Genomic DNA, 26,468 nt, shown 5'->3' with positions numbered 1-26,468 from the left:
ACTCAACCAGAGGCCCCTTGCGCGCTGCCGTAGAGGCGGTTTCAGCTCAGTGAAGTGGTCGCCAACTTGGCGCCGAAACCGAGGAACAGGGCGCCGACACCCGAGGTCAGGCCCGCGCTGAGTTTTCTCCGGGCGCGGAACTGGGTGGCCAGGAAGGTGCCCCCGAGGATGAGCGCGGTGAGGTAGAGCAGGCTGAAGACCTGGATGATCGCGCCCAGGATGAGGAACGACAGCACGGGCGCGCTGTAGCCCGGGTCCACGAACTGGATGAAGAACGAGATGAAGAAGAGGATCGCTTTGGGGTTGAGCAGGCTGATCGTCAGCGCCTTGCGGAACGGGCGCAGACGGTTGCCCGGGGCGGCGGTCTCCGCCTGGGCGGAGCCAACGGTCTCGGCCGGGGCGGCGGTCTCGGCCGCGCCGGTGCCGGCGGTCTCGGCGGTGCCGGGCCGGGAGCGCCAGGCGCGCCAAGCGCTCCGCAGCATCTGGAAGCCGATCCACGCCAGGTAGCCGGCGCCCGCGTACTTGACGATGTTGAACAGCACCGGACTGGAGCGCAGCAGGGACGCCGCGCCCGCGGCCGCGAGGGCCATCAGGACCGTGTCGCCGACGAAGACGCCCGCCGCGGCCCGGTAGCCGTGCCGCACTCCGTGCTGGGCCGCCGCACTCAGGACGTACAGGGAGTTGGGGCCCGGCAGCAGGATGATGAGGAAGGCACCGAGGACATAGGTCGATAGATCCGTGATACCGAAGAACATGCCGCTCGCTCCTCAATGCGTAAGGACAAGCCAGGATATCGCGCGATTAATCCCTCGGCGCGTACCAAATCCCACCATGGGCTTGCTGGTAGCCGAGCGAGCCGCCCATGCCCGCGTGCCCGAACGCGCCCGCCGACAGCAGCGCGCCCTCGCTGTCGGCGGGCGGCAGGTACCTGTTGTCGACCGCCTTCATCCCCGAGGGACAGCGGCCGGTACATGCCCGCCAGCCCCTGGCATTCGTCACCGCGCCGGGCTCTTTATATTTATTTCATGTAGGTTTAGTATGAAACCCGGCATGCCTGCTGCTGGCGCTGAGGCTGGCCGCGCTGTTGTTCGGCGGGTTCGCCGTTTGAGAGTGGGTACGGCTCGCGTGGCTAGGGGTGGTCGCGCGAGCCGTACCACTTGAGCGGTCATCCGGGGGAAAGCGGCAGGATGGTTTTGTGCGGATATCCATCCTGGGGACACTGGAAGTGACCGGCGCGGAGCCGATCGCGGTCGGCGGGTTCCGGTTACGGGCGCTCCTGGCCATTCTCGCCCTCGAAGCCGGACGGACTGTCACGTCGGAGCGGCTCATCGACATGCTCTGGCCGCAGGAGCCGCCGGTCAACGCCGCCAACGCGCTGCAGACGCTGGTCAGGCGGCTGCGCGTGGCGCTCAGGCCGTACGAGATCGTGGAGAGCCGGGCGGGTGGCTATGTGCTGGCCGTCGACGCCGAGGAGGTCGACGCGCTGCGCTTTCGCCGCCTGACCGGCTTCGCGAAGCTCGATCTGATCGGTCTCGCGAAGCTCGATGAGGCGCTCGCGCTCTGGCGGGGGCCCGCGCTCGCCGGCCTGGGCGCCGTGCCGTACCTGGCCAACGTGGCCGCCGGGCTGGAGGAGGACCGGCTGGCCGCCGTCGAGACCCGCGCCGAGGCGCGACTGGCGGCCGGGCTGGCGGCCGACCTGGGCGCGGAGGTGGCCGCGCACCCCCTCCGCGAGCGGCTGTGCGCGCTGGAGATGCGCGGGCTGGCCGCCGCCGGGCGGCAGGCCGACGCGCTGGCCCTGTTCGAGCGCACCCGCCGGACGCTCGCCGACGAGCTCGGCGTGGACCCGGGGCCCGAGCTGCGCGCCGCCCACCTGGCCGTCGTGTCGGGCGAGGTTCCCGTACGGCAGAACCCTCCCAAGGGCCTGCCCAAGGGCAACGTCCGGGTGCCCCTGACCACGTTCATCGGCCGCGAGGACGAGCTGGACCTGCTGACCACCGTCCTCGGCCACGCCCGGATGATCACGATCGTCGGCCCGGGCGGCGCGGGTAAGACCAGGTTGGCCGCCGAGGCGGCCCTGCGCATGGGCGCGCGGTTCGACGGCACGTGGATGGTCGAGCTGGCCTCCGTCACCGACCCCGCGGCCCTGCCCGGCGCGGTGCTCGACGCCCTCGGCCTGCGCGACGACCGGCCCGGCCACGCGCATCACAAGCCGGAGGTGACCGGCTATCCGCGCCAAGGGCCGGACACGCCGGGCACCTGGGCGGACGGGCGGCCGGGAGGGAGGCGAGCACTCCAGCAGGTGGTCGAGGCTCTGGGCGAGCGCCGGGTGCTGATCGTGCTGGACAACTGCGAGCACCTCGTCGACGACGCCGCGCGCCTGGCCGATGACCTGCTGGCCGGCTGCCCCGGCCTGCACGTGCTGGCCACCAGCCGTGAGCAGCTCGGCGTGCCGGGGGAGCGGCTGACGCCCATCCCGCCGCTGGAGCCGCCCCCGACCGGCGTGGACGCGACCCGAGCGGCCGAATACCCGTCGGTACGCCTGCTGCTCGACCGCGCCACCGCCGCCCGGCCCGCGTTCGCCCTCGACGAGGGGAACGTCGCGGCCGTGGTGGCCCTGTGCCGCCGGCTGGACGGCATGCCGCTGGCCATCGAGCTGGCCGCGGCCCGGCTGCGGACGATGACGCCGCGGCAGCTCGCCGACCGCATCGACGATCGCTTCCGGCTGCTGACGGGCGGCAGCCGGACGGCGTTGCCCCGCCAGCAGACGCTCAGGGCGGTGGTGGAGTGGAGCTGGGACCTGCTCGACGAGCCCGAACGCGAGCTGGCCCGCGGGTTCGCGGTCTTCGCGGGCGGCGCCACGCTCGAATCCGTCGAGGCGGTGTGCGGTGGCACCGCCCACGTGCTGGGCGCGCTGGCCGACAAGTCGCTGGTCCAGGTGTCGCCGGCGGGCCGCTATTCGATGCTGGAGACGATCCGCGCGTACGCCGCCGACCGGTTGGCCGAGTCCGGGGAGATGGCGGCGTACCGGCGGCGGCATGCCGTATACCTGCTCGATCTCGCCGAACGGGCGGTTCCGCAGTTACGGACCGGCGCGCAGATCGAGTGGATCGAGCGGCTCTCGGCCGAGCGCGACGACTGCTCGGTGGCGCTGCGCTGGGCGCTCGACGAGCGCGACGTGGAGATCGCGCTGCGGCTCTGCGCGGCACTCAACTGGTATTGGTGGATGTGCGGCTACCGGCACGAGAGCGCGAGCTGGACGGGGCAGGTGCTCGACCTGGCGGGCGACACCCCGCCTCCGGGCCTGGTGAGGGCGTACGTGGCCTGTCTGTTCGCGGGTTGGGTGAGTAAGTTCGCGACGATCGTCAATGATCGGGCGGCCATGCAGGCCCTGTCCGTGCGGATGGACGAGCTGATCACGGCGGCGGAGCGGGAAGGGCCCGTCCACCCGCTGATGCTGATCAGCCGGGCCGTCATGGCGAGCGCGGCGGGGGAGGACGACCGGGCCGCCGCGCTGCTCGATCACTTCGCCGAGAGCGACGACCTCTGGCTGGCCAGCTCGGCCAGGATGATCGGCGGCCCGCACCGGTCCGAAGAGCGGCTCGAGCAGGCGGTGGCCGGGTTCAGGAAGCTGGGCGAACGGTGGGGGCTGAGCGAGGCGCTGCTGAATCTGGCCGCGCTGCGCGCCGCGCGCGGCGCGCCCACGGACGATCTGATCGCCGAGACCCAGTCGCTCACCAGCGAGTGGGCGAGCTCGGAGGAGACGATCTCGACGCTGACGCGGATGGCGACGCTCCGCGCGCAGAGCGGCGACCTTGACGGCGCCGCCGCCGACCTGGCCAGGGCTCGACGCGGAGTCGCGGCGGACCGGATCACCGGCCGGGCCGCCGACGAAACCACCGATAGGGCCTCTGGCGGAATCGCCGACCGGGCCGACGACCGGGCCGGTGCGGATGCGGAGATCTCGGCGTTCACGCTCATCCAGCTCGGCCTGGGGGAGGCCGCGCTGGCCTACCGGCTCGGCGATGTCGAGACGAGCCTGGCCACCTACCGCGACCTGTTCCCGCTGCTGGCCGAGGCACCGCCGATTCCGCAGCTCGCGGTGGCGGTGCACGCCGGCTACGGCAGGGCGCTGACGGCCGGTGGCGACCCAGCGGCCGGGCTCGAACAGCACTGCCTGGCGCTCGGCCTGCTGGGGCCCACGCCGGATCTGCCGTACCTGTCGATCGTGCTGGCCGGGTGCGCGCTGGCCGAGCTGTCGGGCGGTGACCCCGACCGCGCGGCCGTCCTGTTCGGCGCGTCGGCCGCCGTCGAGCCGCCCGACGCGTCGGCCGACACCATCGTGGGGACGGCGTCGGCCAAGGCCGCGCTCGGTGACGCGCGCTACGACGACTTGTACGGCAAGGGCGCCACCATGACCAGGCAGGAGGTCTACGAGATGATCGGCAGCATCGCGTAGGAGGGGGCGTGGACCGTGGTCGTGCCCTTGTGGGGGTTCCTGGCGAACCTGGGGAAGTTCGATCCGGCCACGTCGATCCTGATCCGGTGTCCGGGGCGGAAGAGGTTCGAGATCGCGCCCAGCTCGACCCTGACCTCGCGCACCTCGCCGGGTGCCAGGTCCGTCACCCGGGTGATGGCGTCGGTCAGCAACTCGGCCCGGCCGCCGGGGTGCACGTCGATCAGCTTGACGGCGACGGCTCATGTCGCTCAGCGTGTCGAAACGCCCTGGTAGAGGGCTGGCAATAACCTGTCACCTGTCTGTCAGGCCCTGGAGCCGGCAGGAAACGGGCCCACCGGACGGGCCGGAAAGTTGGGCCTTTCCCAACCACCGCAACGTCCTCACCCTCGGTTCAGGCGCGTGTCAAACGACATCCCACGCGCTCGAGGAGGACTAGGTGAAACGCCGTTTTGTCATCCTGCTCGCCGTCCTCGGCCTGGTCTGCCTGACCGGCATGACCGGAGCCGGGGCCGCCGCGGAGCCGCCGCCGAACCGGCAGTATCGCGTGGAGGGACCGGCGAACGCCCAGCAACGCAGCGCCGTCGCCGCGACCGGCGCGGCGATCGACGAGGTGGCCACGGGATCGGTCCTGATCACCGCCACGGTCGCCGAGGTGGATGCGATCAGGCGCCTCGGTTACCGGGTCTCGGAGGTGCCGCGCCCGTTATCGCCGTCCGGCGCTCTCGGGACCTTTGACTTCCCGTCGGCGGACTCCGGCTACCACAACTACGCCGAGGCGAACGCCGACATCGACGCGCTCGTCGCCGCTCATCCGGGCCTCGCGACCGTCTCCACGTACGGCACGTCGTACGAGGGCAGAGCCCTGCGCGTCGTCAAGATCAGCGACAACGTCGCGACCGACGAGGCCGAGCCGGAGGTGCTCTTCACCGCGCACCAGCACGCCCGCGAGCACCTCACGGTGGAGATGGCGCTCTACCTGACGCACCTGCTGGTGGACAACTACGGCACCGATGCCCGGATCACGAACCTGGTGAACTCCCGGGAGATCTGGATCATGCCGGACCTGAACCCGGACGGCGGCGAGTACGACATCGCCAGCGGCTCCTACCGCTCCTGGCGCAAGAACCGCCAGCCGAACAGCGGCTCGTCGGCCGTCGGGATCGACCTGAACCGTAACTGGGCCTACAACTTCGGCTGCTGCGGCGGCTCCTCCGGCAGCACCTCCAGCGAGACCTACCGCGGCGCGGCGGCCGAGTCGGCGCCCGAGGTCAGGGCCACGGCCAACTTCGTACGCGGCCGGGTCGTCGGCGGCGTCCAGCAGATCAAGTCGAACATCGACTTCCACACCTACGCCGAACTCGTCCTGTGGCCCTACGGCTTCACCTTCGACGACACCGCCCCCGGCCTGACCCAGGACGACCACGACGCCTTCGCGGCGCTCGGCCGGAACATGGCCTCTACCAACACCTACACCCCGCAGCAGTCCAGCGACCTCTACATCACCGACGGGACGATCGACGACTGGCTGTGGGGCGCCTACAAGATCTTCAGCTTCACCTTCGAGATGTATCCCGTCAGCTCCAACCCGGGCTTCTACCCGCCGGACGAGCAGATCGTCCCGCAGACCACCCGGAACAGGGAGGCGGTGCTCCGCTTCCTCGAGTACTCCGACTGCGTCTACCGGATCATCGGCAAGGAGACCCAGTACTGCGGCACCGGCACCCCGCCCGTCACCGTCTACTCCGACACCTTCGAGACGAGCACCGGCTGGACCGTCAACGCGAACTCCACGGACACGGCCACCGCCGGCGCGTGGGAGCGCGGTGTCCCGGAGGCCACCTCCTCCTCCGGCGCCAAGCAACTCGGCAGCACGGTCAGCGGCACCAACGACCTGGTGACGGGCCGCCTCGCGGGCACCTCCGCGGGTGACTTCGACGTCGACGGCGGCAGCACCTCGATCCAGTCGCCGCCTATCACGCTGCCCGCCACCGGCACGCTCAGCCTCTCGCTGTCGTGGTACCTGGCGCACGGCTCGAACGCCTCCAGCGCCGACTACTTCCGGGTCAGGGTGGCCGGCAACACCACGACCACCGTCTTCCAGCAGGCCGGCGCGGCGGCCAACCGCAACGGGGCGTGGGCCACGGCCACGGCCAGTCTGAGCGCGTACGCGGGGCAGACGGTCCGCATTCTCATCGACGCCGCCGACACCTCCGGCGCGTCCCTGGTCGAAGCGGGCGTCGACGACGTCCGCATCACCCAGCAGAACTGATCGTCCCGCGATCGGTCACTACGGCGGAGCACCGAGTCCGGGTGCTCCGCCGTAGCCGTGCCTTTCGGACCTCATCTTTGGGTCTTGTAAGACCCCGGTGTCAAGGCTACGATCGCGGCAACTCTTAGGAAACTTTCCTAAAAGAAATCATGAATCAGGAAGCCATGTCCCGGTCTCCGCCGCCCTCGCCCACTCTGACCCAGAGTGTGGCGGGCCGTCGAAGTGACCCTCCGACGTGGGCCGCTCCCCTCCCACTCTGACTGGCCGAGCAAAGCGAACCCCTCCTGCTGCCACCCCCCAGTGGCCCGCCCCACCTCGCGGGCCCATGCCGTACGGCTCGCGCTCTCACCCCCCGGCGCGAGCCGTACGGCACGCCACAAGGACATGACCCGTCAAGCCGCACCACCAGGGAATGCCATGAGATTTCGCCGCATGTTCCTCGCCTTACTCGCCGCCCTGGCCATGCTGGGGGCCGGGCTCACCACCGTCTCGACCAGCGCCTATGGGGCCGTGGCCCTCGCCTACCCCGCGTGGACGGCATGGACGGCCTACGCCGTGGGCACCCGCGTCACCTACAACGGCGTCGACTACGAGTGCATCCAGGCCCACACCTCCCAGCCCGACTGGACGCCAGATGCCGTGCCCGCCCTGTGGAAGACCGTCTCCGGCGGCGGCGGCGACACCACCGCCCCCTCGGTGCCGGGCAACCTCCGCTCGACCGGCACGACCTCCAGCAGCGTCTCGCTGGCCTGGAACGCCTCCACCGACAACGTCGGCGTCACCGGCTACAACGTCTACCGGGGCTCGACGCTGGTGACGACGGCCACCGGCACCACCTACACCGACGGCGGGCTCGCGGCCTCCACCGGCTACACCTACACGGTCCGCGCCCGTGACGCCGCCGGGAACCTCTCCGCCGCCAGCAACTCCGTCACCGCCACCACCTCGGCCGGCACCGGCGCCCCCGGCCAGCCGGGCTCGCCGAGCGTCAGCGGGTCCACGAACAGCTCGCTCTCCCTGTCGTGGGGCGCGTCGTCGGGCACGGTCACCGGCTATCGCGTGTACGAGGGCAGCACGGTCAAGGCCACCGTCACCGGGACCTCGGCCACCATCGGTTCCCTGGGCACCTGCACCTCGCATACCTTCACCGTCAGGGCGTACAACTCGGTAGGAGAGTCGGCCTCCAGCGCCGCGGTCTCCGGGACGACCACCGGCTGCACCGGCGGTGGCAGCAAGCTGCCCGGCGCGCCCTACCTCTACATGGGCTGGGGCGACCCGCCCGCGCCCGCCTCGGTGATGAGCGCGACCGGCGTCAAGTCGTTCACGATGGCGTTCATCCTGTCCAGCGGCGGCTGCAACGCGGCCTGGGACGGCAGCCGTCCACTCACCGGTGGCGCCGACGCGCAGGCGATCTCGGCCATCAAGTCGGCCGGTGGCAGCGTGCAGGTCTCGTTCGGCGGCTGGTCGGGCAACAAGCTCGGCCCGAACTGCTCCTCGCCCTCGGCGTTCGCCGGCGCGGTGCAGACGGTCATCAACGCCGTCGGTCCCGCGGCCGTCGACTTCGACATCGAGAACACCGACGAGTTCGAGAGCGAGGCGGTCCAGGACCGCATCCTGAACGGCCTCAAGATCGTCAAGCAGAACAACCCCAACGTCAAGGTCGTCGTCACCTTCGGCACCTCGACCACCGGCCCCACCTACTGGGGCACCCGCCTGATCAACCGCTCGAAGGAGCTCGCGGTCCCGATCGACAACTACACGATCATGCCGTTCGACTTCGGCGGCGGCTCGAACATGTACCAGAGCACGGTCAACGCCTCCGAAGGGCTGAAGAACACCCTCAAGACGGCCTTCGGCTGGTCGGACGCCCAGGCGTACGCGCACATGGGCATCTCGGGCATGAACGGTCTGTCGGACCAGCAGGAGCTCACCTCCACGGCCACCTGGACCCAGATCCGTGACTACGCCAGGAACAACGGCCTGACCAGGCTCGCGTACTGGGCCGTCAACCGCGACCGGCCGTGTCCGGGCGGCGGGGTCGTGTCCAACTGCAGCGGGATCGCCCAGTCGAACTGGGACTTCACCAGGATCACCGCCGGCTTCTGAACCGGGACCGGCTTCTGAACCGGGACCGGCTTCTGAACCGGGACCGGCTTCTGAACCGGGACCGGCTTCTGAACCGGGACGGGCTTCTGAACCGGGACCGGCCCACCGCACCCGTCGCACCGGCGTCCCGCCGCCGGTGCGACGGGTGGCCCACGGAGCGCTGCGGCACTTTCATCGAAGACCCGAGTCGCTCGAAGACCCGAGTCGCACGAAGACGAGTCGCACGAAGACAGAGCGTGCAGAGACCCGAGAACGTAAGGGACCTCTATGAACTTGCGAGGACTCGCGGCGACCGCCGCCATCGCCCTGGGCCTCATAGCCCTCCACGCCACACCCGCCTCAGCCGCCAACATCCTGACGAACCCCGGCTTCGAGTCCGCCCTGTCCGGCTGGAGCTGCTCGGCCTCAGCCGCCGCGCAGGCGGTGTCGCAGCCCGTTCACAGCGGTACGAAGGCACTACAGGCCACCCCGGCGGGCAATGACTACGCCAGATGCCAGCAGACCGTGACGGTCCAGCCCAACATGACCTACCAGCTGTCGGCCTGGGTCCAGGGCAACTACATCTTCCTGGGGGCGACGGGCACCGGGATCGACGTCAGCACCTGGGGCGCCCCGGGCGGTCAATGGCAGCAGCTGAAAACCTCGTTCACCACCGGCGCGGGTGTGACGAGCGTGATCGTCTACGTCAACGGCTGGTACGGCCAGGGCGCCTACTACGCCGATGACGTCGTGCTCGACGGACCGGGCGGCGCCCCGGACACCCAGGCGCCGACCGTGCCGGGAAGCCCGGCGGTCGGCGGCGCCACCAACTCCAGCCTGACCGTGACATGGTCCGCCTCCACCGACAACTCCGGCAGCGTCGCCCGCTATGAGGTGTCCAGGGGCAACGCGGCTCCCACGGCGGTCACCGGCACCACCTACACGGCCACCGGGCTCAGCGCCGCCACGACCTACGGGTTCCGCGTCAGGGCGTGCGACGCCGCCGGCAACTGCTCGGCGTACACGGCCTCCGTCAGCGGGAAGACCACCAACGACACCACGCCGCCGGCCGGCGACATCCGCTACGCGCCCTACATCGACATCACCATGAACACCCCGTCCCTGGCCGGCGCCGCCGCCGCGACCGGGGTGAAGAACTACACGCTGGCCTTCGTGCTCGGCGACAGCACGGGCTGCAACCCGGCCTGGGGCGGGGTCATCCCGCTCACCGACTCGAGGATCATCAACGACGTCAAGGCGCTCCAGGCCCAGGGCGGCCAGGTGGTCGTCGCCAGCGGCGGTGCCCAGGGCCCGTACCTGGAGCACAACTGCGGTACCACCGCCACCCTGCTCGCCGCCTACAAGAAGGTGCTCGACGCGGTCGGCACGAACCAGCTGGACGTCGACGTCGAGGCGTCGATCGATGTGAACAAGGTCAACAGCGCGCTGAAGCAGTTGCAGTCCGAACGCGGCACCGTGGTGCGGTACACGCTGCGCGTGCAGGCACAGGACTACGGGCTCGACCCGTTCTCGGTGCAGATCCTGCAGGACGCCGCCGCCAAGGGCCTGAACGTGATCGTCAACCCGATGGTCATGGACTTCGGCTACACCGGCAACTGGGGCGACGCGATGGTCTCAGCCGCCCAGGCGACGCTCGGCCAGATGAAGGGCGTGTGGCCGTCGAAGACCGATGCCCAGCTCAAGCGGATGCTCGGCGTCACCCCGATGATCGGCAAGAACGACACGGGCCAGACCACCACTCAGGCCGACGCCCGCAAGCTGCGCGACTGGGCCAACGCCAACCACATCGGTTTCGTCGGCTTCTGGTCGGCGGGCCGCGACAACGGCGGCTGTCCCAACGGCAGCGTCTCGCCGACGTGCAGCGGGATCGCCCAGTCGGCGTACGAGTTCACCGGCATCTTCAAGGGGTTCACCGGATGATCGCGGGCTAGCGCACCAACTGGGTGGGCTTCACGGGCAGGCCCTGCCCCGGCGGACGATAGGTCGGCAGGGCCTCCCCGTACTCGTGCATCCACGCGTGATCGATCAGCAACCGCATCCGCCCTCGGGCGGCGACCGCCGCCGGACCCGGCGGGGCGGGCTCCATGTGATCGACGGTCAGCTTGGCCACCGCGTCCGCCACCAGATGGGCGTCGGGCGGCGCGAGGTCACACCGGTCGTCGGGCCCGATGAGCAGCTCCACCTCAGGCGGAAGCGGATAGATCGGACGCGGGATGGCCAGCACCCGCGGCGACGGCGCCATCGGCAAGCCGTCACGCACCGCTTCGAGCAGCATCGACCGCGACGACCGCCGGTCGAACAGCCCCTCGGCCAGCGGCCAGCTCAGCGCGCCCACATCCGTGCCGTCCTCGCCGCACGCGTGCAGGCACAGGTACGGCACTAGCGGGATGGCCGGCCCCGCCCCGGCCTGCGCCCAGCCGCCGCCGCAGCCGGTCAGGACGAGCAACGCCAGCATCGCCCGGTAGGCCGTGTCGGCGTGGTCCGTCTCCAGCCGCCCGGGCACGATCATGCACCGGCCACCGGTCCGCTCCGCCGTCGCCCCCAGCTCCCGCGCGATCTTCAGCGTGCGCGCGGCGGTAACGCCCGTGTACGCCTCCTGCCAGGCGGGCGTGTACGGCTCACCGCGATCGCCATATCCATCGGGCCAGCAGCCCGGCAACCCGTCGCGGGCCACCCCGTACACCGCCAGCAGCAGGTCGAACACCGTCGTCACCGGCTCGTCGCCGTCCCTGATCACCGGCACCCCGCGGCGCAGCACCCCGGGCCCGTCGTCGAAGCGCGGCAGCAGCACCTCCACGGAGTCGCCGCCGTACACGCTCAGCCCTTCGGCGGGCCGCCCGGTCAGCCCGCCGGCCACGAAGGCGCCGCCGTGTTCGCGCAGCCGCACCAGGAACGGCAGGTCCGTGCGCTCCATCGCGTGCCCGGCGAACGCCGCCCGCTCCAGGAAGAACTCCTTGAGCAGCACATGCCCCATGGCCATGGCCAGCGCGCCGTCGGTGCCCGGCCGCACGACCAGGGTCTCGTCCGACAGGCGCGTCGGATGCGGCCCGATCGCCACGACCTTCTGGCCCTTGTAGCGCCCGGCGATCACCAGGGGCATGTCGGGCGTGCGGACGAGCCTGTTGTTCTCCCCCCACAGCAGCACATACGCCGCCAATGGCCAGTCCGCCGACGACGTGCCGGGGAAACCTTGGCCGAGCAGCTGGTCCGGCACGCTGGACTGCTCGGTCAGCACCGCGCCGCCCAGGCCGCCGACCAGCCCGGCGAGCGGCGAGGTGGACAGCGCGGCCACCCGGTCCGCGCCGTGCTCGGTGGCCGTGTGCACGATCGCGGCGGCGGTCAGCTCGGCCGCCGTCCCGTCGTCCAGCGGAACCCGTCGTCCACCCCTGGCCCGCTGGTACACCTGCGAATTTCCTGTGAGTTTCGCCCAGGCCGCGACCGGGTCACGCAGCCCGTCTTTCACCTCGAAGTAGAGCCTGACCAGAGCCTGGTTGACCTGCGATCCCCCCATGAGAAAAGTTCAGCACAGAGGGTCATGTTCTATCGCGTTACGACCCGCCATGTCAGAGTTAAGAATCGGAACCCTCGGTGGAAGTACTCAGACGAGTACGGCAGGCTAGAAGCCGCCATGGATTACGCAGTTCTCACGGGGACGATCCTCGTCGCAGGTGTCTTGCTCGCTCTCATCGCCCAATGGCGTGACTGGCGACCCCCTCTCCTTGTCTCCGTCCTGGTCGGCGTGGCCGTACGCGTGGTGCTGATGTTCGCCGCGGCCCACGACTCCTGGCAGCCCGTCGACTTTATGGAGAGCTTCCAGCCGGCGGGTCAGGCGGTGTTGAACGGACAGGACCCGGTTTTGGCCAGCGAGGGCGGCTGGCACTTCCTGCCGACCATCCCCTATGTCTACGGGATCCTGCTGTGGCTGGGCATCCCGTGGGTCTACGCCGGGCGCCTGGTCACCGTGGTCGCCGATATCGTGCTGATCCCGCTGGTCGCCAGGCTGGCCGGCGGCCCCAAGGCGTCGCTGCGCGCCCTGCAGTACGCGCTCAACCCGCTCGCCCTGCTCGTCGCCTGCATCCATGGCCAGGTCGAGCCGGTGGCGCTGGTCTTCGGCGTGGCCGCCTTCGTGGTGGCCCGCGGCCCCGGCTCGCCCGAGCGGGCCGGCGTCACGACCCGGGTGGTGGCCAAGGTACGCCACGGCGTGGCGGCCTACGGCTGGCGGCCGTCGCTGCGCCGGATCGTCGGCCGCGGCGGCATGCTCCACCGCGCCCTCATGCCGGGTCCGATGGACCGCGCCGATCTGAAGCGCGGCGCGCTGGCCGGCCTGCTGATGGGCCTGGCCCTGTGCGCGAAGAGCTGGCCGATCTGGCTGATCCCCGGCATGCTGCTGCTCCTGCCCAACCTGCGGGCCAGGATCGCCGCACTGTTCATGACCGGCGCGCTGCCGGTGTTCTTCCTGGTCACGCTGCCGGTCTTCGCCGGCACGTCGCTCAAGCAGATCCCCGCGGTCATCGCGACCATTCAGGACATCCGGCCGATCATCGGAGAGTGGGGCTGGACGCCGCACTTCACCGGCGGCGACTGGGCGCTGATCCCCGGCCTGGCCAAGATCGGCACCTACCTGATCTACATCTGCGTCGTCCTCGCGGTGCTGCTCTGGCGGCGGGCCGACCCGATCGACATGACCACGGCCATCCTGCTGATCTTCATGGTCGTCACGCCGCGGTTGGGCGCCCAATACCTCCTGTGGTTCATGCCGTTCCTGATCGCCAGGCCCACGAGGTTCGCCTGGCCGGCGATCATCGGTGTCTCGTTGTGGTCGGCGTACGGCTATCTGTACATGACCCAGTTCGGCGACAACGCCTGGTGGCTGCTGCACCGCGACTGGTCGAGAGCGTCGATCGTGCTGCTGCCGATCCTGCTCATGGCGATGCCCTGGGGCCGCCGGTCCCCGGCGGCCCAGGTGCTCGCCCCGCCCGTCGGGCCGGCGGAGAAGGCCACGGTCACGTCAGCGGCATAGCCGCTCCCACAACGTGATCCACTGGTCGGGGTGGACGTGCCCCACGACCGTGTCGCGAGCGATGCCCGCCGCGGCGACGGCTGCGTCCGCCCCCTCGTAGTGGCGTCTCAGCGAGGCGCGCACCGAGCCGCCGACCCCGCTGAACCCCACTTCCACCAGCTCCTGGTAGCCGCGCCGCGCCTCGACCAGCGGTGTGGGCCGCCGCTCGATCCGCAGGATCGCCGAGTCGACCGACGGGATCGGCCGGAAGCTCTCCCTGCCGATCCGGTCGCCCAGCAGCCAGTGGAACCACGGCCACGACTCCACTGTCACCATGCTCCAGCGGCCGTAGTCGCCCGAGCGCTTGCGGGCGTACTCCCGCTGGGTGAGCAGCGTCGCCGAGGTGAGCCCCGGCGCCCGCAGGCACCAGCCGACGATCCGCGAGGTGACCGAGTAGGGGATGTTGCCGACGACCGCGAACGGCTCGCCCGGCGCCCGCGCGGTCGTGAAGTCGGCTCTGACCACGTCGATCCGGGGATCGTCGCGGGTCCCCGCGGCGAGCCGGCCGGCCAGCCGCGGGTCGATCTCGTAGCCGATCACCTGGGCTCCGGCTTCGGCCAGCGCCCAGGTCAGTACGCCCTCGCCCGAGCCGGGTTCGAGCACCAGGCCGTCGGGGGCGGCCGCCTTGACCACCAGCTCGACGGCATGCCGGTCGACCAGGAAATTCTGCGACAAGGCGCGCCTGGCCCGGTCTCTGGGCGTGCGACCGCCGCTGTTCCTGGCGTTCTTCTGAGTATGTGAATAGTTTCCGTGCGCGAAGTTCTGCGCCACAGCCGCCCTCTCGGGTCTTCGAGATGTATGGGTCTCTCGAAGGGCCCGGGGCGCGCCGGCGGACGCCTAGGTCGTAACCGCGTCAGCTAGCGGGCCCGAGCCCGGTCGCTGCGCAGACGCATGAAGCAGAGGCAATACATGCGCTCGATGCTAGGGACGCCGTCGTCGACGGGGCAACCCAATAAAAAACCAGATGCGCGGCCCACCCGGCGTTCGCCACTCTGAAGCCGTGCAGGCGACGGTGACGGTCACTCCGCAGCAGCTCCCCGAGCTGCTGCTGCACGTCGCCGTCGTCCGGCCGGTGTTCCTGTGGGGCGCGCCCGGAATCGGCAAGAGCTCGCTCGTCCGCGAGTTCGCCGACTCCCTCGGCCTCGACTGTGTGACCCTGCTCGGCACCCAGCTCGCGCCCGAGGACCTCATCGGGGTGCCCGAGCTGGTCGACGGCCGCAGCCGGTTCGCGCCACCCGAGTCGATCGCCCGCGCCGAGCCCTACTGCCTCTTCCTCGACGAGCTCAACGCCTCGGCGCCCGAGGTGCAGAAGGCGTTCTACTCGCTGATCCTCGACCGCAGGATCGGCACCTATGAGCTGCCCGCCGGGTCCGTCGTGATCGGCGCCGGCAACCGGGCCACCGACAACGCGCTCGCCCGCCCGATGGCCTCCGCGCTGATCAACCGGCTGGTCCACGTACACCTGCGGGCCTCGCCCGACGACTGGCTCAAGTGGGCCGCCGCCAACGGCATCCACCCGTGGATCGTCGACTACCTGGTGCAGCGGCCCGACCACCTGTGGAGCGCGCCGCCCAAGACCGAGGAGCCGTTCTCCTCGCCGCGCGCCTGGCACATGCTCTCCGACGTGCTGACCTCCTACGGCGACGACGTCGCCGACGAGACGCTCGCCATGCTCGCGTTCGGCACCCTCACCGCCAACCACGCCTCCGCCTTCCGCGCCTACGTCAAGACCGTCCGGCACGCCTACGACCTCAACGCGGTGATCAAGGGAGAGGCGCCGTGGCCGCGCCGGCCCGAGGAGCGCGACCTGCTCTACTTCCTGGCCGAGGCGTTCCGGGCCCGGCTGGTCAAGGAGCTGCCCGCGGACAAGCGCGGCGCCTCCTCCAGAGGCCGTGACCTGGGCTTCCGTGCCAAGACGCTGCTGGTCGAGCTGGCCGAGATCTCGCTGGAGTGCGCCCAGCTCGTCATCGCCTCCGACGCGAACGGCGCGCCCGCGCTGCCCACCTGGTTCCTCGTCGAGGTCGGCAGGGACGTGCCCAGACTGATGGCGGCCCGGTCATGAGCCCCCGCAACAAGGCCAAGGCCGACCCGTGGCGCGCCGAGGTGGGCAAGGGCTGGCAGCTCGTCGACCGGCACCCGCTGTTCTCCGTCTACCACAGCTGGCTCTACGCGGCGGATGAGGGGGAGCTGCCGGCCGACACCTGGGCGGTGGTGACGGAGGACGGGGACATCCGCCACCACCCCCGCCGCCGTGCCGAGGCGGCCGAGTGGGCGTGGATCTTCGCCCACCTGCTGCTCCATCTCGGCTTCGGCCACGCCGATCCGCGCACCTGCGCGCCGAAGGACGTCGAAGGCGACCGTCCCGAGCCCGCCTACCGGGCCGCGTGCTGCCTGGCCGTCGACCGGTTCCTGCGCACACTCAAGATCGGCCGCTGCCCCGCGCCGCTGCCCGCCGAACTGCCCGAGCAGGACGAGGTCACGCTGTCGGAGCACTGGCGCAGGCTCGGCATCCCCGAGGCGTACAAGCCGCTCGGCGAGGAGGACTTCCGCGTCTGCTCGGCGGAGATGGCCGAGCACTTCGACTTCCCGTCCATGTTCGCGGTGGGCGTCGCCGAGGCGGCCACCGCCGCGCTCGACCAGGCGGGCACCCCGCGCGTCACGGCCGACAAGCACGTCGAGGGGCCGTGGGACGCGGCGCTGCGCTGGTTCGTCTCCTCCTACCCGCTGCTGGGCGCGCTCGCCGCCGGCATGAAGATCGTCGCTGAGGTCGAGCTGGCCAGGAGCTGGGGGATCTCCATCGCCGCGGTCAGCGCGGAGGCCGGCGAGATCTACGTCAACCCGCTCGCCCGGCACTCCGAGGAGGAGTGGCGGTTCGTGCTGGCCCACGAGATGCTGCACGCCGCGCTCCGCCATGGCGAGCGGGTCGGTCCGCGCGAGCCGTACATCTGGAACGTCGCCTGCGACTACGTGATCAACGGGTGGCTGACCGAGATGGGCGTCGGCGAGATGCCCGAAGGGCTGCTGTTCGACCAGACGCTGTCCGGCATGTCGGCCGAGGCGGTCTACGACACGATCGTCACCGATCTGCGGCGGATGCGGAAGCTCGCCACGCTGCGCGGGCGCGGCCTCGGCGACGTCCTCGACCGGCCACCACGCCCGGCCGGCGGCGGCGTCGACCTCGACGAGTACTACCGCGGCGCGCTCTGCACGGGCCTGGCCTTCCACCAGGGCAAGGGCCGCGGCTTCGTGCCGGCCGGGCTGGAGCAGGAGATCCGGGCGCTCGACCAGCCGCCGCTGCCGTGGGACGCGCAGCTGGCCCGCTGGTTCGACGAGCACTTCCAGCCGGAGGAGTCGCGGCGCTCCTACGCCCGCGCCTCCCGCCGCCAGGCCGCCACCCCGCACATCCCGCGCCCCGGCCGGGTGCGGCCGGAGGAGGTGGTCAGGAAGGCCACGTTCGGCGTGGTGCTGGACACCTCGGGCTCGATGGACGTCAAGCTGCTCGGCAAGGCGCTCGGCGCGATCGCCTCCTACGCCTCGGTGCGCGACGTGCCCCGGGCGCGCGTGGTGTTCTGCGACGCGATCGCCTACGACGCCGGCTACCTGCCGGTCGAGGACATCGCGAACCGGGTCAGGGTACGCGGCCGGGGCGGCACGATCCTGCAGCCCGGAGTCAGCCTGCTGGAGCGGGCCGACGACTTCCCGACGGACGGCCCGATCCTGCTCATCACCGACGGCCAGTGCGACGTGATCCGCATCCGCCGCGACCACGCCTTCCTCGTGCCACAGGGCGCTTCGCTGCCGTTCCGGCCACGCGGGCCGATCTTCTTCATGCGGTGACTTTGAGCTGGCATTGAACTGGCTCGGGTAGACCTTTGACCATGGATCGACCGGCCAGGGTGCTCGTCGTGGACGACGAGCCGAACATCCGTGCCCTGCTCTCCCAGACGTTGCGCCTGGTCTCGTTCGAGGTCAGGACCGCCGAGTCCGGCGCCGAGGCGGTGCGGGCCGCCAGGGAGTTCGAGCCCGACATCGTGGTGCTCGACGTGATGATGGCGGACCTCGACGGGTTCGAGGTGGCCAGGCGGCTCGGTGGGAGCGTCCCGGTGCTGTTCCTGACCGCGCGCGACACGGTCGAGGACCGTGTCCAGGGGCTCACGCTGGGCGCCGACGACTACGTGGCCAAGCCGTTCAGCCTGGAGGAGGTGGTGCTGCGCATCCGGGCCATCCTGCGGCGCAGCCGTACCGAGACCGGGCACCAGGACGTGCTGCGCTACGCCGACGTGGAGCTCGACGTGGCCGCGCACGAGGTACGCCGCGGCGGCGTGCTCGTCGATCTGTCGCCCACCGAGTTCAACCTGCTCGAATACCTGCTGACGAACGCCGGACGGGTGGTGAGCAAGGCGCAGATCCTCGACAGCGTGTGGCGCTACGACTTCGACGGCGACTCCAGCATCGTCGAGTCGTACGTCTACTACCTGCGCAAGAAGATCGACAAGTTCGAGCCGCAGCTCATCCACACCGTGCGCGGTGTCGGCTACACGCTCAGGACCCCGCGGTGAGGCCGGGCAGGTGGACGCTGCGCGCCCGGCTCGTCATGGCGATACTCGGGCTCACCACGGTCGCGCTCGTGCTGGCCAACGTGGTCGGCATCGCGCTGCTCGGCGACAATCTCCTGCGCCGCGTGGACTCCCAGCTCAACACGATGGGCGGCGCGGTCGGCAAGCTGCCGATGATGGCCGGCCTGATCTCCGGCGGCCGGACCATGGACTGGGAGAAGGTGCTGACCAAGCGGGCCGCCTCCGTGGCCAGGATCTACATCTATTCCGCCGACGGCAGGCTGGTCAGCGAGCTGCCGGGCGACTCGGACCCCGGCCCGGTGCTCGGCGACGTCCACGTGGGCGATCCCTACACGGTGAGCGGCACCACCGGGCCGTCCTGGCGGCTGAAGGCGATCACGACCGGCGACGGCGGCACCGTGGTGGTCGCGCAGTCCCTCGGCGAACTGGAGGCGACCCGCGCCTCGCTCGTCGCCATCGCCTTCGCCGTCAGCGCGCTCATCCTGCTCCTGCTCGGCCTGGCGGCCGACGCCGTCGTACGCCTCGGCCTGCGCCCGCTGACCAGGATGGAGCGTACGGCCGGCCAGATCGCCATGGGCGACTTCGCCAGCCGGGTCCCCGCCCCCGACCCGCACACCGAGGCGGGCCGTCTTGGCGCGGCCATGAACGTCATGCTCGACCGCGTCGAGAACGAGATCGCCGCCAGGACCGACTCCGAGTCCCGCATGCGCCGCTTCCTGGCCGATGCCTCACACGAGCTGCGCACCCCGCTCACCTCGGTCCGCGGCTTCGCCGAGCTCTACCGCCGCGGCGGCGGAGACGAGCAGGAGACGATGCGCAGGATCGAGGAGGAGGCCGCCAGGATGGGCATGCTCGTCAACGATCTGCTCACCCTGGCCCAGCTCGACCAGGAACGCCCTATGGACCGCCACCCCGTCGACCTGCTGGAGGTGGCGGCCGACACCATCCGGGACGCCCGCGTCCGGGTGCCCGGCAGGCAGGTCAAACTGAGCGGCGTGGGTGGAACGCTGGCCCCCGTCTCGGTGGTGGGCGACGAGGCCCGGCTGCGCCAGGTCGCCGCCAACCTCGTCGCCAACGCCCTCACCCACACCCCGGAGGACGCGTCGGTGACGGTGAGCGTGGGCACCTCACGCGGCAGGGCGGTGTTCGAGGTGGCCGACACCGGGCCGGGCGTGCCGGAGCGGCACATCCCCCACGTCTTCGACCGCCTCTACCGCGTCGGCCAGGGCAGATCCAGGACCGACGGCGGGGCGGGACTGGGCCTGGCCATCGCGGCCGCGATCGTGCACGCCCACGACGGCACGATCGAACTCGACTCCGCGCCGGGCCGGGGCGCCACCTTCCGCGTGCTCCTACCCGGCTCCTAGGCGGCTCCCAGGCTCCTCCGAGCGACGCTCGGCACGTTCGAAGCATGAAGAGAATCCTCCTCGTGACCGCGACCGCGGCGCTGGCTCTGGCCGCCACCGCATGCGGCACGGAACCGAGTTCGACGGGAGTCGCCTCCGTGAAGGCCGCCTCGTCCACCGCACCCACTGCCACCGCCTCGCCCACGGCCGGCGTCGATCCGCAGGAGCAGGCCAGAAAGTTCGCCGCGTGCATGCGCGAGAACGGCGTCGACATGCCCGACCCTGACCCCGACGGCGGTGGCGGCCTCGCCGCCATGACCTCCATCAAGGGCGACAAGGACAAGATCCAGAAGGCCCTGGAAGCCTGCCGGTCCCTCTCGCCGATCAAGAACCGCGCGGAGCTCAAGCCGGAGGACACGGAGCAACTGCGCCAGTTCGCCGCGTGCATGCGCGAGAACGGCGTCGACATGCCCGACCCCGACGCCAGCGGCAAGATCTTGGGCAAGGGTATGGCGCGCAACTTCAAGCCGGACGACCCGGCGTTCAAGAAGGCGTACGAGGCCTGCCGGGGCAAGTTCCCGAAGATGGGCCAGGCGCGATGACACAAGTGACGGAGAAGCCCAAGGAGGCCGCCTCCGAGGTGCCGGCCAGCCGGCCGCGCCGGCGCCGGCCACTGCGCGTGGTCGCCTGGGCCGGGGGCGTCGCCCTGCTCGCCGCCGCGGTCGCGGCCGCCGCCATCGGCTTCGGCGGCGACGGCTCGGGCACGGCCGTCGCCGCCCGCACGCCCGCGGCCACCGTCAAGGTGGTCCGTACAACGCTCACCGAGACCAAGACCGTGGACGGCACGCTCGGCTACGGCGACACCATCACCGTCACCGGCAAGTCGCAGGGGACGATCACCTGGCTGCCCTCGGAAGGCGCCACCATCACCCGAGGCAAGGCCGTCTACAGCGTCGACGCCGACCGCCGCCCCCTGCTCTATGGCGGCATGCCCCTTTACCGCGTGCTCAAGGACGGCGTCGAGGGCGAAGACGTCGAAATGCTGGAGCGGAACCTGGCCAAGCTCGGCTACACCGGCTTCGACGTCGACAGGGAGTTCACCTGGGCCACCCGCGAGGCCGTCGAGGAGTGGCAGGAGGACCTCGGCCTGGAGGTCACCGGCAAGGTCCGGCCCGCCGACGTGGTCGTGGAGAGCGGGCCGCTGCGCGTCGCCGACCTCAAGACCACGCTCGGCGCCAGTGGCGCGGGGCCCGTGCTCACCGCGACGGGCACCACCCGCCAGGTCCTCGTCAACCTCGACGTGGCCGACGCGCACCTGGTCAAGAAGGGCCTCAGGGCCACGATCGAGCTGCCTGACGGCTCCACCGTGAAAGGCAGGATCACCAGCGTGGGCAAGGTGGCCACCGAGTCGGGCACCGGCGGCGACGCCACCACCACGATCGAGGTCAAGGTGTCGGTGAGCGGTCTGAAGAAGCCGTTCGACTCCGCCCCGGTCGACGTCACGATCGTGGCGGCCCAGCGCGAGAACGTGCTGGCCGTACCCGTCGGAGCGTTGCTCGCCCTCTCGGAGGGCGGCTACGGCGTGCAGGTCGTGGCGGGCGGCACCACCCAGTACGCGGCCGTCGAAGTCGGCATGTTCGCCGACGGCAAGGTGGAGGTCGACGGCGTCCAGGAGGGTACGACCGTGGCGGTGCCCAAGTGATCGTCCAACTGGTCGACGTGAGCAAGGAATACGGGGAGGTGGCCGCGTTGCGCGGCGTCTCCATGGACATCGAGTACGGCGAGCTCGTCGGCATCGTCGGCCCGTCCGGCTCGGGCAAGTCGACCATGCTCAACATGATCGGCACCCTGGACCGCCCGTCGAGCGGCACCGTGAGCATCGCCGGGCACGACGTGCTCACGCTCACCGACAAGCAGCTCTCCGCGCTGCGGGCGAACGTCATCGGCTTCGTGTTCCAGCAGTTCCACCTCGCCGCGGGCGTACCCGCGCTGGACAACGTAGCCGACGGCCTCCTCTACGCGGGCCCCTCGCTGCGCGAGCGCCGCCGGCGCGCCTACGAGGCGCTCGAACGTGTCGGGCTGGGGCACCGGCTCGGCCACCGCCCGCACGAGCTGTCCGGCGGTGAGCGGCAGCGGGTAGCGATCGCCCGTGCCGTGGTCGGCGGACCGCGACTGCTGCTGGCCGACGAGCCGACGGGCAACCTCGACTCCCGCTCCGGCGCGGGCGTGATGGACCTGCTGCGCGAGCTGCACGCGGGCGGCACCACCGTGGTCGTCATCACGCACGACCGGGACATCGCCGCCTCGCTCCCGAGGCAGGTCGAGATGCTCGACGGGCTCGTGGTGGACCCCGTGGACCCCGTGGACCCCGTGGACATCGTGGACGGAGCCAGGGTATGACCGTCACCATCCTCACCCCCGCCCGGATGCGGCCGCGCGACGTCGTCAGGGTCGGCGGCTCGGGCCTGCGGGCCAGACCGCTGCGGGTGTTCCTGTCGGCGCTCGGCATCGCCATCGGCATCGCGGCCATGCTCGGCGTCGTCGGCATCTCCTCCTCCAGCCAGGAGGACCTGAACCGCCAGCTCGAAGCGCTCGGCACGAACCTGCTCACCGTCTCACCCGGCCAGACGCTCTTCGGCGAGGGATCCCACCTGCCCGCCGAGGCGGAGGGCATGATCGAGCAGATCACGCCCGTCACCTCGGTCACCGCCACGGGCACCACGCCCGCCAAGGTCTACCGCAACGACCACATCCCGGCGGCCGAGTCGGGCAGCATCTCGGTCACGGCCGCCCGCCTCGACCTGCCGCGCGACGTGGGCGCCCAGGTCGTCAGCGGCACCTGGCTGAACGAGGCCACCCAGCAGTACCCGGCCACCGTGCTCGGCGCCAAGGCGGCCGACCGGCTCGGCGTCGTCCGGGCGGGCCCCGACCAGCGGGTCTGGCTGGGCGAGCAGTGGTTCACTGTCGTCGGCGTGCTCGGCCCCGCGCCGCTCGCCCCCGAACTCGACACCGCCGCGCTGATCGGGTGGCCGGTCGCGGAGGAGCGGCTGAACTTCGACGGCTACCCGACCACGATCTACGCCAGGGCCGAGGAGACCTCCGTCGTCGCCGTACGCGACGTGCTGGGGCCCACCGCCAACCCGGAGAACCCCAACGAGGTCGAGGTCTCCAGACCGTCGGACGTGCTGGCCGCCAAACAGGCCACCGACGCCACGCTGAACGCGCTCCTGCTCGGCCTCGGCGGCGTCGCCCTGCTGGTCGGTGGTGTCGGCGTGGCCAACACGATGGTGATCTCGGTGCTCGAACGGCGGGCCGAGATCGGGCTGCGCCGCTCGCTCGGCGCCACCCGCGGGCAGATCAGGCTGCAGTTCCTGGCCGAATCCCTGCTGCTGTCGGCCATCGGGGGCGTGGGCGGAGTGGTGCTCGGCATCGGTGTCACCGCCGCGTACGCGAGCTTCCAGGGCTGGCCGGCGATCGTGCCGGTCTGGGCCACGCTCGGTGGCGTGCTCGCCACCCTGGTCATCGGCGGGATCGCCGGGTTCTACCCGGCCGTCCGAGCCGCCCGCATGTCGCCCACGGAGGCTCTCGCCACTCCGTGACCGACAAGACAAGGATGATCAGCCGTCGGTGCACGCGTCCGATTCTTACAAGAGAATCCGGCCCGCCGTGGGTAGCTTCGCCGGTATGGAAATGATTTCCCGCGCGGAGAGATACCTGCTGCTGCACGGGCGGCTGATCGACAGGCTCAGGTTCGCGGGCCTGTTCAGGGGTGCCTCACGTACGCGCGTGCTCGACGCGCTGCGTTGCTACCAGAACGACGACGGCGGCTTCGGCAACGCGCTCGAACCGGACCTGCGCGGGGCGGCCAGCCAGCCGGAGCCGGTGGAGGTGGCGTTCTGGACCCTCGACGAGCTGGACGCCTTCGACGATCCGATGGTGGCCGCCGCCTGCGACTACCTCCTGGGGGTCACGGCCAAGGACGGCGGCGTGCCGTTCGTGCTGCCGAGCGTCCGCGAGACACCACATGCGCCCTGGTGGGAGACCGACGGCGAGCCCCCGGGCAACCTCATCCCCACCGCGTCGATCGCCGGGCTCCTGCACAAACACGGCGTAAACCATCCATGGCTCGGGCCCGCCACCGACTTCTGCTGGTCGGCGATCGCCGGCATCTCGGCCACGACCCCGTACGAGGCGCGGGCCGTCGTCCAGTTCCTGAACCTCGTCCCCGACCGGGCACGGGCCGAGGCCGAGTTCGCCCGGCTGCGCGAGGCCCTGCTGGCCACGGTCACCTTCGACCCCGACGCGTCCGGCGAGGTGCATTTCCCCCTCGACCTCGCGCCGTCGCCGCTGCGGCTGCCGCTGTTCACGCAGGACGTCCTGGACCGGCACCTCGACGCGCTCGCCGCCGCCCAGTCGGAGGAGGGCGGGTGGCAGGGGAACTGGCTGATCTGGACGCCCGTGGTGGAGCACGAGTGGGGTGGCTTCATCACCGTGCACCGGCTGCGGACGCTCCAGGCGTACGGGCGGCTGTGACTTTCTTGTCGGTGGGGGTGCGTAGCTTGGAGGTATGTACGAAGAGCGGCCTCCCGGGGACGGCTTCGACGGCCGGGTCACCTGCGTGTGGCGGCAGGTGACCGACGCCGACAGCACGCGACTCGTGGTGCCCGACGGGTGCGTTGATCTCATCTGGGGACCTTCGGGAGCGTTCGTGGCCGGGCCGGACACCGGACCGATGCCGGTGCGGGTGCGCGCGGGCGATGCCTTCACCGGGATCCGCTTCAAGCCGGGCGGCGTCGGAGACGTGTTCGGCGTTCCGGTGCACGCCCTGCGCGATCAGCGGGTGCCGGTGGCGGACCTGGGGTTCTCCGTGTCCGGCGAGGGGTTCCCCGCATGGCGCCAGGCGGCGATGTCCGGCGGGCGGCTCGCGAGCATGCGGGCGGCGGTCGTGGCTCGGCTGCGGGCCACCGCGCCCGCCGACGTCGCCGCGCCCGCGATAGCCGAAGCGCTCCGGACGGGGCGGAGCGTGGGAGAGGTGGCCTGGGCGCTGGGGTTCAGCGAGCGGCAGCTGCTGCGGCGCAGTCTGGCCTCGTTCGGATACGGGCCGAAGGTCCTGCAGCGGGTCGTCCGGTTCCAGCGGGCGCTGAAACTGGCCCGAGCGGGGGTGGCGCCGGCGGAGGTGGCGGTGGTCTCGGGCTACGCGGATCAGGCGCACCTGGCCAACGAGGTCAAGCGCTTGAGCGGCGTGACTCTGGCGGAGCTCCGGAGATGAGAGCGGCCGCCCAGCCTGCACTGGGGTCGCTGTCGACGAGGAGCGCCCGCGTGAGCAGGCTCAGGGGGATCGCCAGGAGCGCGCCCAACGGCCCCAGGACGAACGCCCAGACGATCAGTGACAGGAACGTCATCGTGGTCGACAGCCCCACCGCGTCACCCAGGAACTTGGGCTGGATGAACGACTGGATCACCACGTTGATGGCGATGTAGGCGGCGATGACGAAGAGCATCTGCTTGATGCCGCCGTCGAGGAGCGCCAGCATCGCGGGCGGGATCAGGCCGAGGACGAAGCCGATGTTCGGGATGTAGTTGGTGATCAGCGCCAGGACACCCCAGAGAAGGGGCAACGGCACACCCAGGATGGACAGGGCCGTGACGTCCAGCGCCGAGCAGATGAGACCGAAGATCGTGGAGACGATGAGATAGCGCCTGGTCTTGTGGGCGAACGTGCCGAACGCCTCCACCAGGTGCGGCTTGGCCTCCTTGCCCGACGCGATGATCCTGGCGATGGCCAGGGTGTCCAGGCACATCGCGAGCAGCAGCACCACGATGAGGAACAAGCTGGAGAGGATCCCCATCAGGCTCGACAACAGGCTCTGCGCCAGCCCGAGCACCTTGGCCGGATCGAAGGCCTGGATCGCCTTGTCGAGCTGGGCGTTGCTGACGCCGTGGGTGGTGGCGAAGTTCTGGGCGTCGTTGAGCAACTGCTGAAACTGCGGGGCGTACGCGGGGAGCAGCGAGGCGAGCTGAGTGACGGAGACGGTCAGCACCGCGACCATGCCCAGCAGCACGAACAGCACGATGAGGAAGGGCACGGCGACCTGCACCCAGCCGGGAGCGCCCGCGCGAGCGAGCCGGCTCCGCACCGGGGCGACGGCGATGACCAGCACGAGCGCGAGCACGACCGGGCCCAGGATCGACGCGACCTCGCGCATGCCGAACAGGACGATCACCGCGCAGGCGATACCCAGCAGGATGGTGAGGGCTCGGGGCACAGTGGCTTCCTACCCGTGGGCAGGAGATGACACCGGCAGGTGGTTGATTTGACGGTTCCGGGAGGCGTACATAGAGTTCACCAGTCCCGCGAGGACGGCGTTGATCGTCAGCCTCGCTCGGGGACAACCTCCAAACAGATCCCTTCAGATGGTGTTCGCATCACTCCGGATGGTCTGGTAAGTTAGAGGGGTTGTCCCGGAAACGGGGCGGTCTTTATTCCAGCAGGTCGGAGCGGGTCGGGTCAATTTGACACCGGGCCGGGCGGCTGAAAAGATAAAGACACAACGAAAACAGAAAACGAAATGAACGCCTCTCGCAGGTTGGGGAGTACGCGTCCGTTTCTTGAGAACTCAACAGTGTGTTAAAAGCCAGTGCATGATGCACAACC

The 26,468-nt window shown here is 70.7% G+C and carries 21 protein-coding genes; 15 read left to right on the top strand and 6 right to left on the bottom strand.

Annotated features, from left to right (window positions below; all coding sequences use genetic code 11):
• Positions 1-41 precede the first annotated feature (41 nt).
• Positions 42-755 carry a leucine efflux protein LeuE gene (gene leuE, locus AB0H88_RS48270; protein WP_357656396.1) on the bottom strand — a complete coding sequence of 238 codons (714 nt, stop codon included), beginning with the start codon at positions 753-755 and terminating at the stop codon, positions 42-44.
• Positions 756-801: 46 nt separating this feature from the next.
• Entirely contained in the window at positions 802-999 is a 198-nt protein-coding gene (locus tag AB0H88_RS48265; protein ID WP_357656394.1) for a hypothetical protein, read from the bottom strand.
• Between the two features lie 196 nt (positions 1,000-1,195).
• Between AB0H88_RS48265 and AB0H88_RS48260 the strand changes: the two genes are divergently transcribed.
• A complete protein-coding gene (locus AB0H88_RS48260; RefSeq protein WP_357656392.1) occupies positions 1,196-4,456 on the top strand; it encodes a BTAD domain-containing putative transcriptional regulator in 3,261 nt (1,086 codons plus the stop codon).
• Here the strand turns inward: AB0H88_RS48260 and AB0H88_RS48255 are convergent.
• A complete protein-coding gene (locus AB0H88_RS48255) occupies positions 4,429-4,680 on the bottom strand; it encodes a CocE/NonD family hydrolase C-terminal non-catalytic domain-containing protein (RefSeq protein ID WP_357656482.1) in 252 nt (83 codons plus the stop codon). The two genes, AB0H88_RS48260 and AB0H88_RS48255, sit on opposite strands and share 28 nt — an antisense overlap.
• Before the next feature lie 212 nt (positions 4,681-4,892).
• On the opposite strand from AB0H88_RS48255, the gene AB0H88_RS48250 reads away from it, so the two are divergent.
• From AB0H88_RS48250 to AB0H88_RS48240, 3 genes are all read left to right on the top strand, one after another.
• Complete coding sequence (locus AB0H88_RS48250; RefSeq protein WP_357656390.1) at positions 4,893-6,725, top strand: M14 family zinc carboxypeptidase; 1,833 nt, start codon at positions 4,893-4,895, stop codon at positions 6,723-6,725.
• 417 nt (positions 6,726-7,142) lie between these two features.
• A complete protein-coding gene (locus AB0H88_RS48245) occupies positions 7,143-8,831 on the top strand; it encodes a carbohydrate-binding protein (protein WP_357656389.1) in 1,689 nt (562 codons plus the stop codon).
• A gap of 267 nt (positions 8,832-9,098) precedes the next feature.
• Entirely contained in the window at positions 9,099-10,751 is a 1,653-nt protein-coding gene (locus AB0H88_RS48240; RefSeq protein ID WP_357656388.1) for a carbohydrate binding domain-containing protein, read from the top strand.
• Positions 10,752-10,758: 7 nt separating this feature from the next.
• Here the strand turns inward: AB0H88_RS48240 and AB0H88_RS48235 are convergent, their stop codons facing one another.
• Positions 10,759-12,342, bottom strand: coding sequence for a molybdopterin-dependent oxidoreductase (locus tag AB0H88_RS48235; protein WP_357656386.1), 1,584 nt, complete (start codon positions 12,340-12,342; stop codon positions 10,759-10,761).
• A gap of 117 nt (positions 12,343-12,459) precedes the next feature.
• On the opposite strand from AB0H88_RS48235, the gene AB0H88_RS48230 reads away from it, so the two are divergent.
• On the top strand, positions 12,460-13,851 hold the full coding sequence (locus tag AB0H88_RS48230) for a hypothetical protein (protein ID WP_357656385.1): 1,392 nt from the start codon (positions 12,460-12,462) through the stop codon (positions 13,849-13,851).
• Here AB0H88_RS48230 and erm read toward each other — a convergent pair.
• A complete protein-coding gene (gene erm / locus AB0H88_RS48225) occupies positions 13,840-14,661 on the bottom strand; it encodes an ErmE/ErmH/ErmO/ErmR family 23S rRNA (adenine(2058)-N(6))-methyltransferase (protein WP_357656384.1) in 822 nt (273 codons plus the stop codon). The genes AB0H88_RS48230 and erm overlap by 12 nt on opposite strands.
• Positions 14,662-14,890: 229 nt before the next feature.
• On the opposite strand from erm, the gene AB0H88_RS48220 reads away from it, so the two are divergent.
• From AB0H88_RS48220 to AB0H88_RS48175, 10 genes are all read left to right on the top strand, one after another.
• Entirely contained in the window at positions 14,891-15,952 is a 1,062-nt protein-coding gene (locus AB0H88_RS48220; RefSeq protein ID WP_357656382.1) for a MoxR family ATPase, read from the top strand.
• A complete protein-coding gene (locus AB0H88_RS48215; protein WP_357656380.1) occupies positions 15,949-17,727 on the top strand; it encodes a hypothetical protein in 1,779 nt (592 codons plus the stop codon). Before AB0H88_RS48220 ends, AB0H88_RS48215 begins: the two co-directional genes overlap by 4 nt.
• Before the next feature lie 41 nt (positions 17,728-17,768).
• On the top strand, positions 17,769-18,449 hold the full coding sequence (locus AB0H88_RS48210) for a response regulator transcription factor (protein ID WP_357656379.1): 681 nt from the start codon (positions 17,769-17,771) through the stop codon (positions 18,447-18,449).
• A complete protein-coding gene (locus AB0H88_RS48205) occupies positions 18,446-19,834 on the top strand; it encodes a HAMP domain-containing sensor histidine kinase (RefSeq protein ID WP_357656377.1) in 1,389 nt (462 codons plus the stop codon). The genes AB0H88_RS48210 and AB0H88_RS48205 overlap by 4 nt, the downstream gene beginning before the upstream one ends.
• Before the next feature lie 44 nt (positions 19,835-19,878).
• Positions 19,879-20,415 carry a hypothetical protein gene (locus tag AB0H88_RS48200; RefSeq protein ID WP_357656376.1) on the top strand — a complete coding sequence of 179 codons (537 nt, stop codon included), beginning with the start codon at positions 19,879-19,881 and terminating at the stop codon, positions 20,413-20,415.
• A complete protein-coding gene (locus AB0H88_RS48195; RefSeq protein WP_357656374.1) occupies positions 20,412-21,515 on the top strand; it encodes a peptidoglycan-binding protein in 1,104 nt (367 codons plus the stop codon). The genes AB0H88_RS48200 and AB0H88_RS48195 overlap by 4 nt, the downstream gene beginning before the upstream one ends.
• Positions 21,515-22,213 (top strand): ABC transporter ATP-binding protein, encoded by a 699-nt coding sequence (locus AB0H88_RS48190; RefSeq protein ID WP_357656481.1) that lies wholly within the window; start codon positions 21,515-21,517, stop codon positions 22,211-22,213. Before AB0H88_RS48195 ends, AB0H88_RS48190 begins: the two co-directional genes overlap by 1 nt.
• On the top strand, positions 22,210-23,412 hold the full coding sequence (locus AB0H88_RS48185) for an ABC transporter permease (protein WP_357656373.1): 1,203 nt from the start codon (positions 22,210-22,212) through the stop codon (positions 23,410-23,412). The genes AB0H88_RS48190 and AB0H88_RS48185 overlap by 4 nt, the downstream gene beginning before the upstream one ends.
• 85 nt (positions 23,413-23,497) lie before the next feature.
• On the top strand, positions 23,498-24,346 hold the full coding sequence (locus AB0H88_RS48180; protein ID WP_357656371.1) for a hypothetical protein: 849 nt from the start codon (positions 23,498-23,500) through the stop codon (positions 24,344-24,346).
• A 34-nt stretch (positions 24,347-24,380) separates the two neighbouring features.
• Positions 24,381-25,082, top strand: a complete 702-nt coding sequence (locus tag AB0H88_RS48175) for a DUF6597 domain-containing transcriptional factor (protein WP_357656369.1) — start codon at positions 24,381-24,383, stop codon at positions 25,080-25,082.
• Here AB0H88_RS48175 and AB0H88_RS48170 read toward each other — a convergent pair.
• Positions 25,039-26,079, bottom strand: coding sequence for an AI-2E family transporter (locus AB0H88_RS48170; protein WP_357656367.1), 1,041 nt, complete (start codon positions 26,077-26,079; stop codon positions 25,039-25,041). The two genes, AB0H88_RS48175 and AB0H88_RS48170, sit on opposite strands and share 44 nt — an antisense overlap.
• Positions 26,080-26,468: the final 389 nt, after the last annotated feature.

It is taken from the genome of Nonomuraea sp. NPDC050680 (assembly GCF_040654555.1).
Taxonomy (GTDB): Bacteria; Actinomycetota; Actinomycetes; order Streptosporangiales; family Streptosporangiaceae; genus Nonomuraea.
The sequence above is the reverse complement of the archived record's forward strand: the minus strand, read 5'-3'. Positions and strand labels throughout refer to the sequence as shown.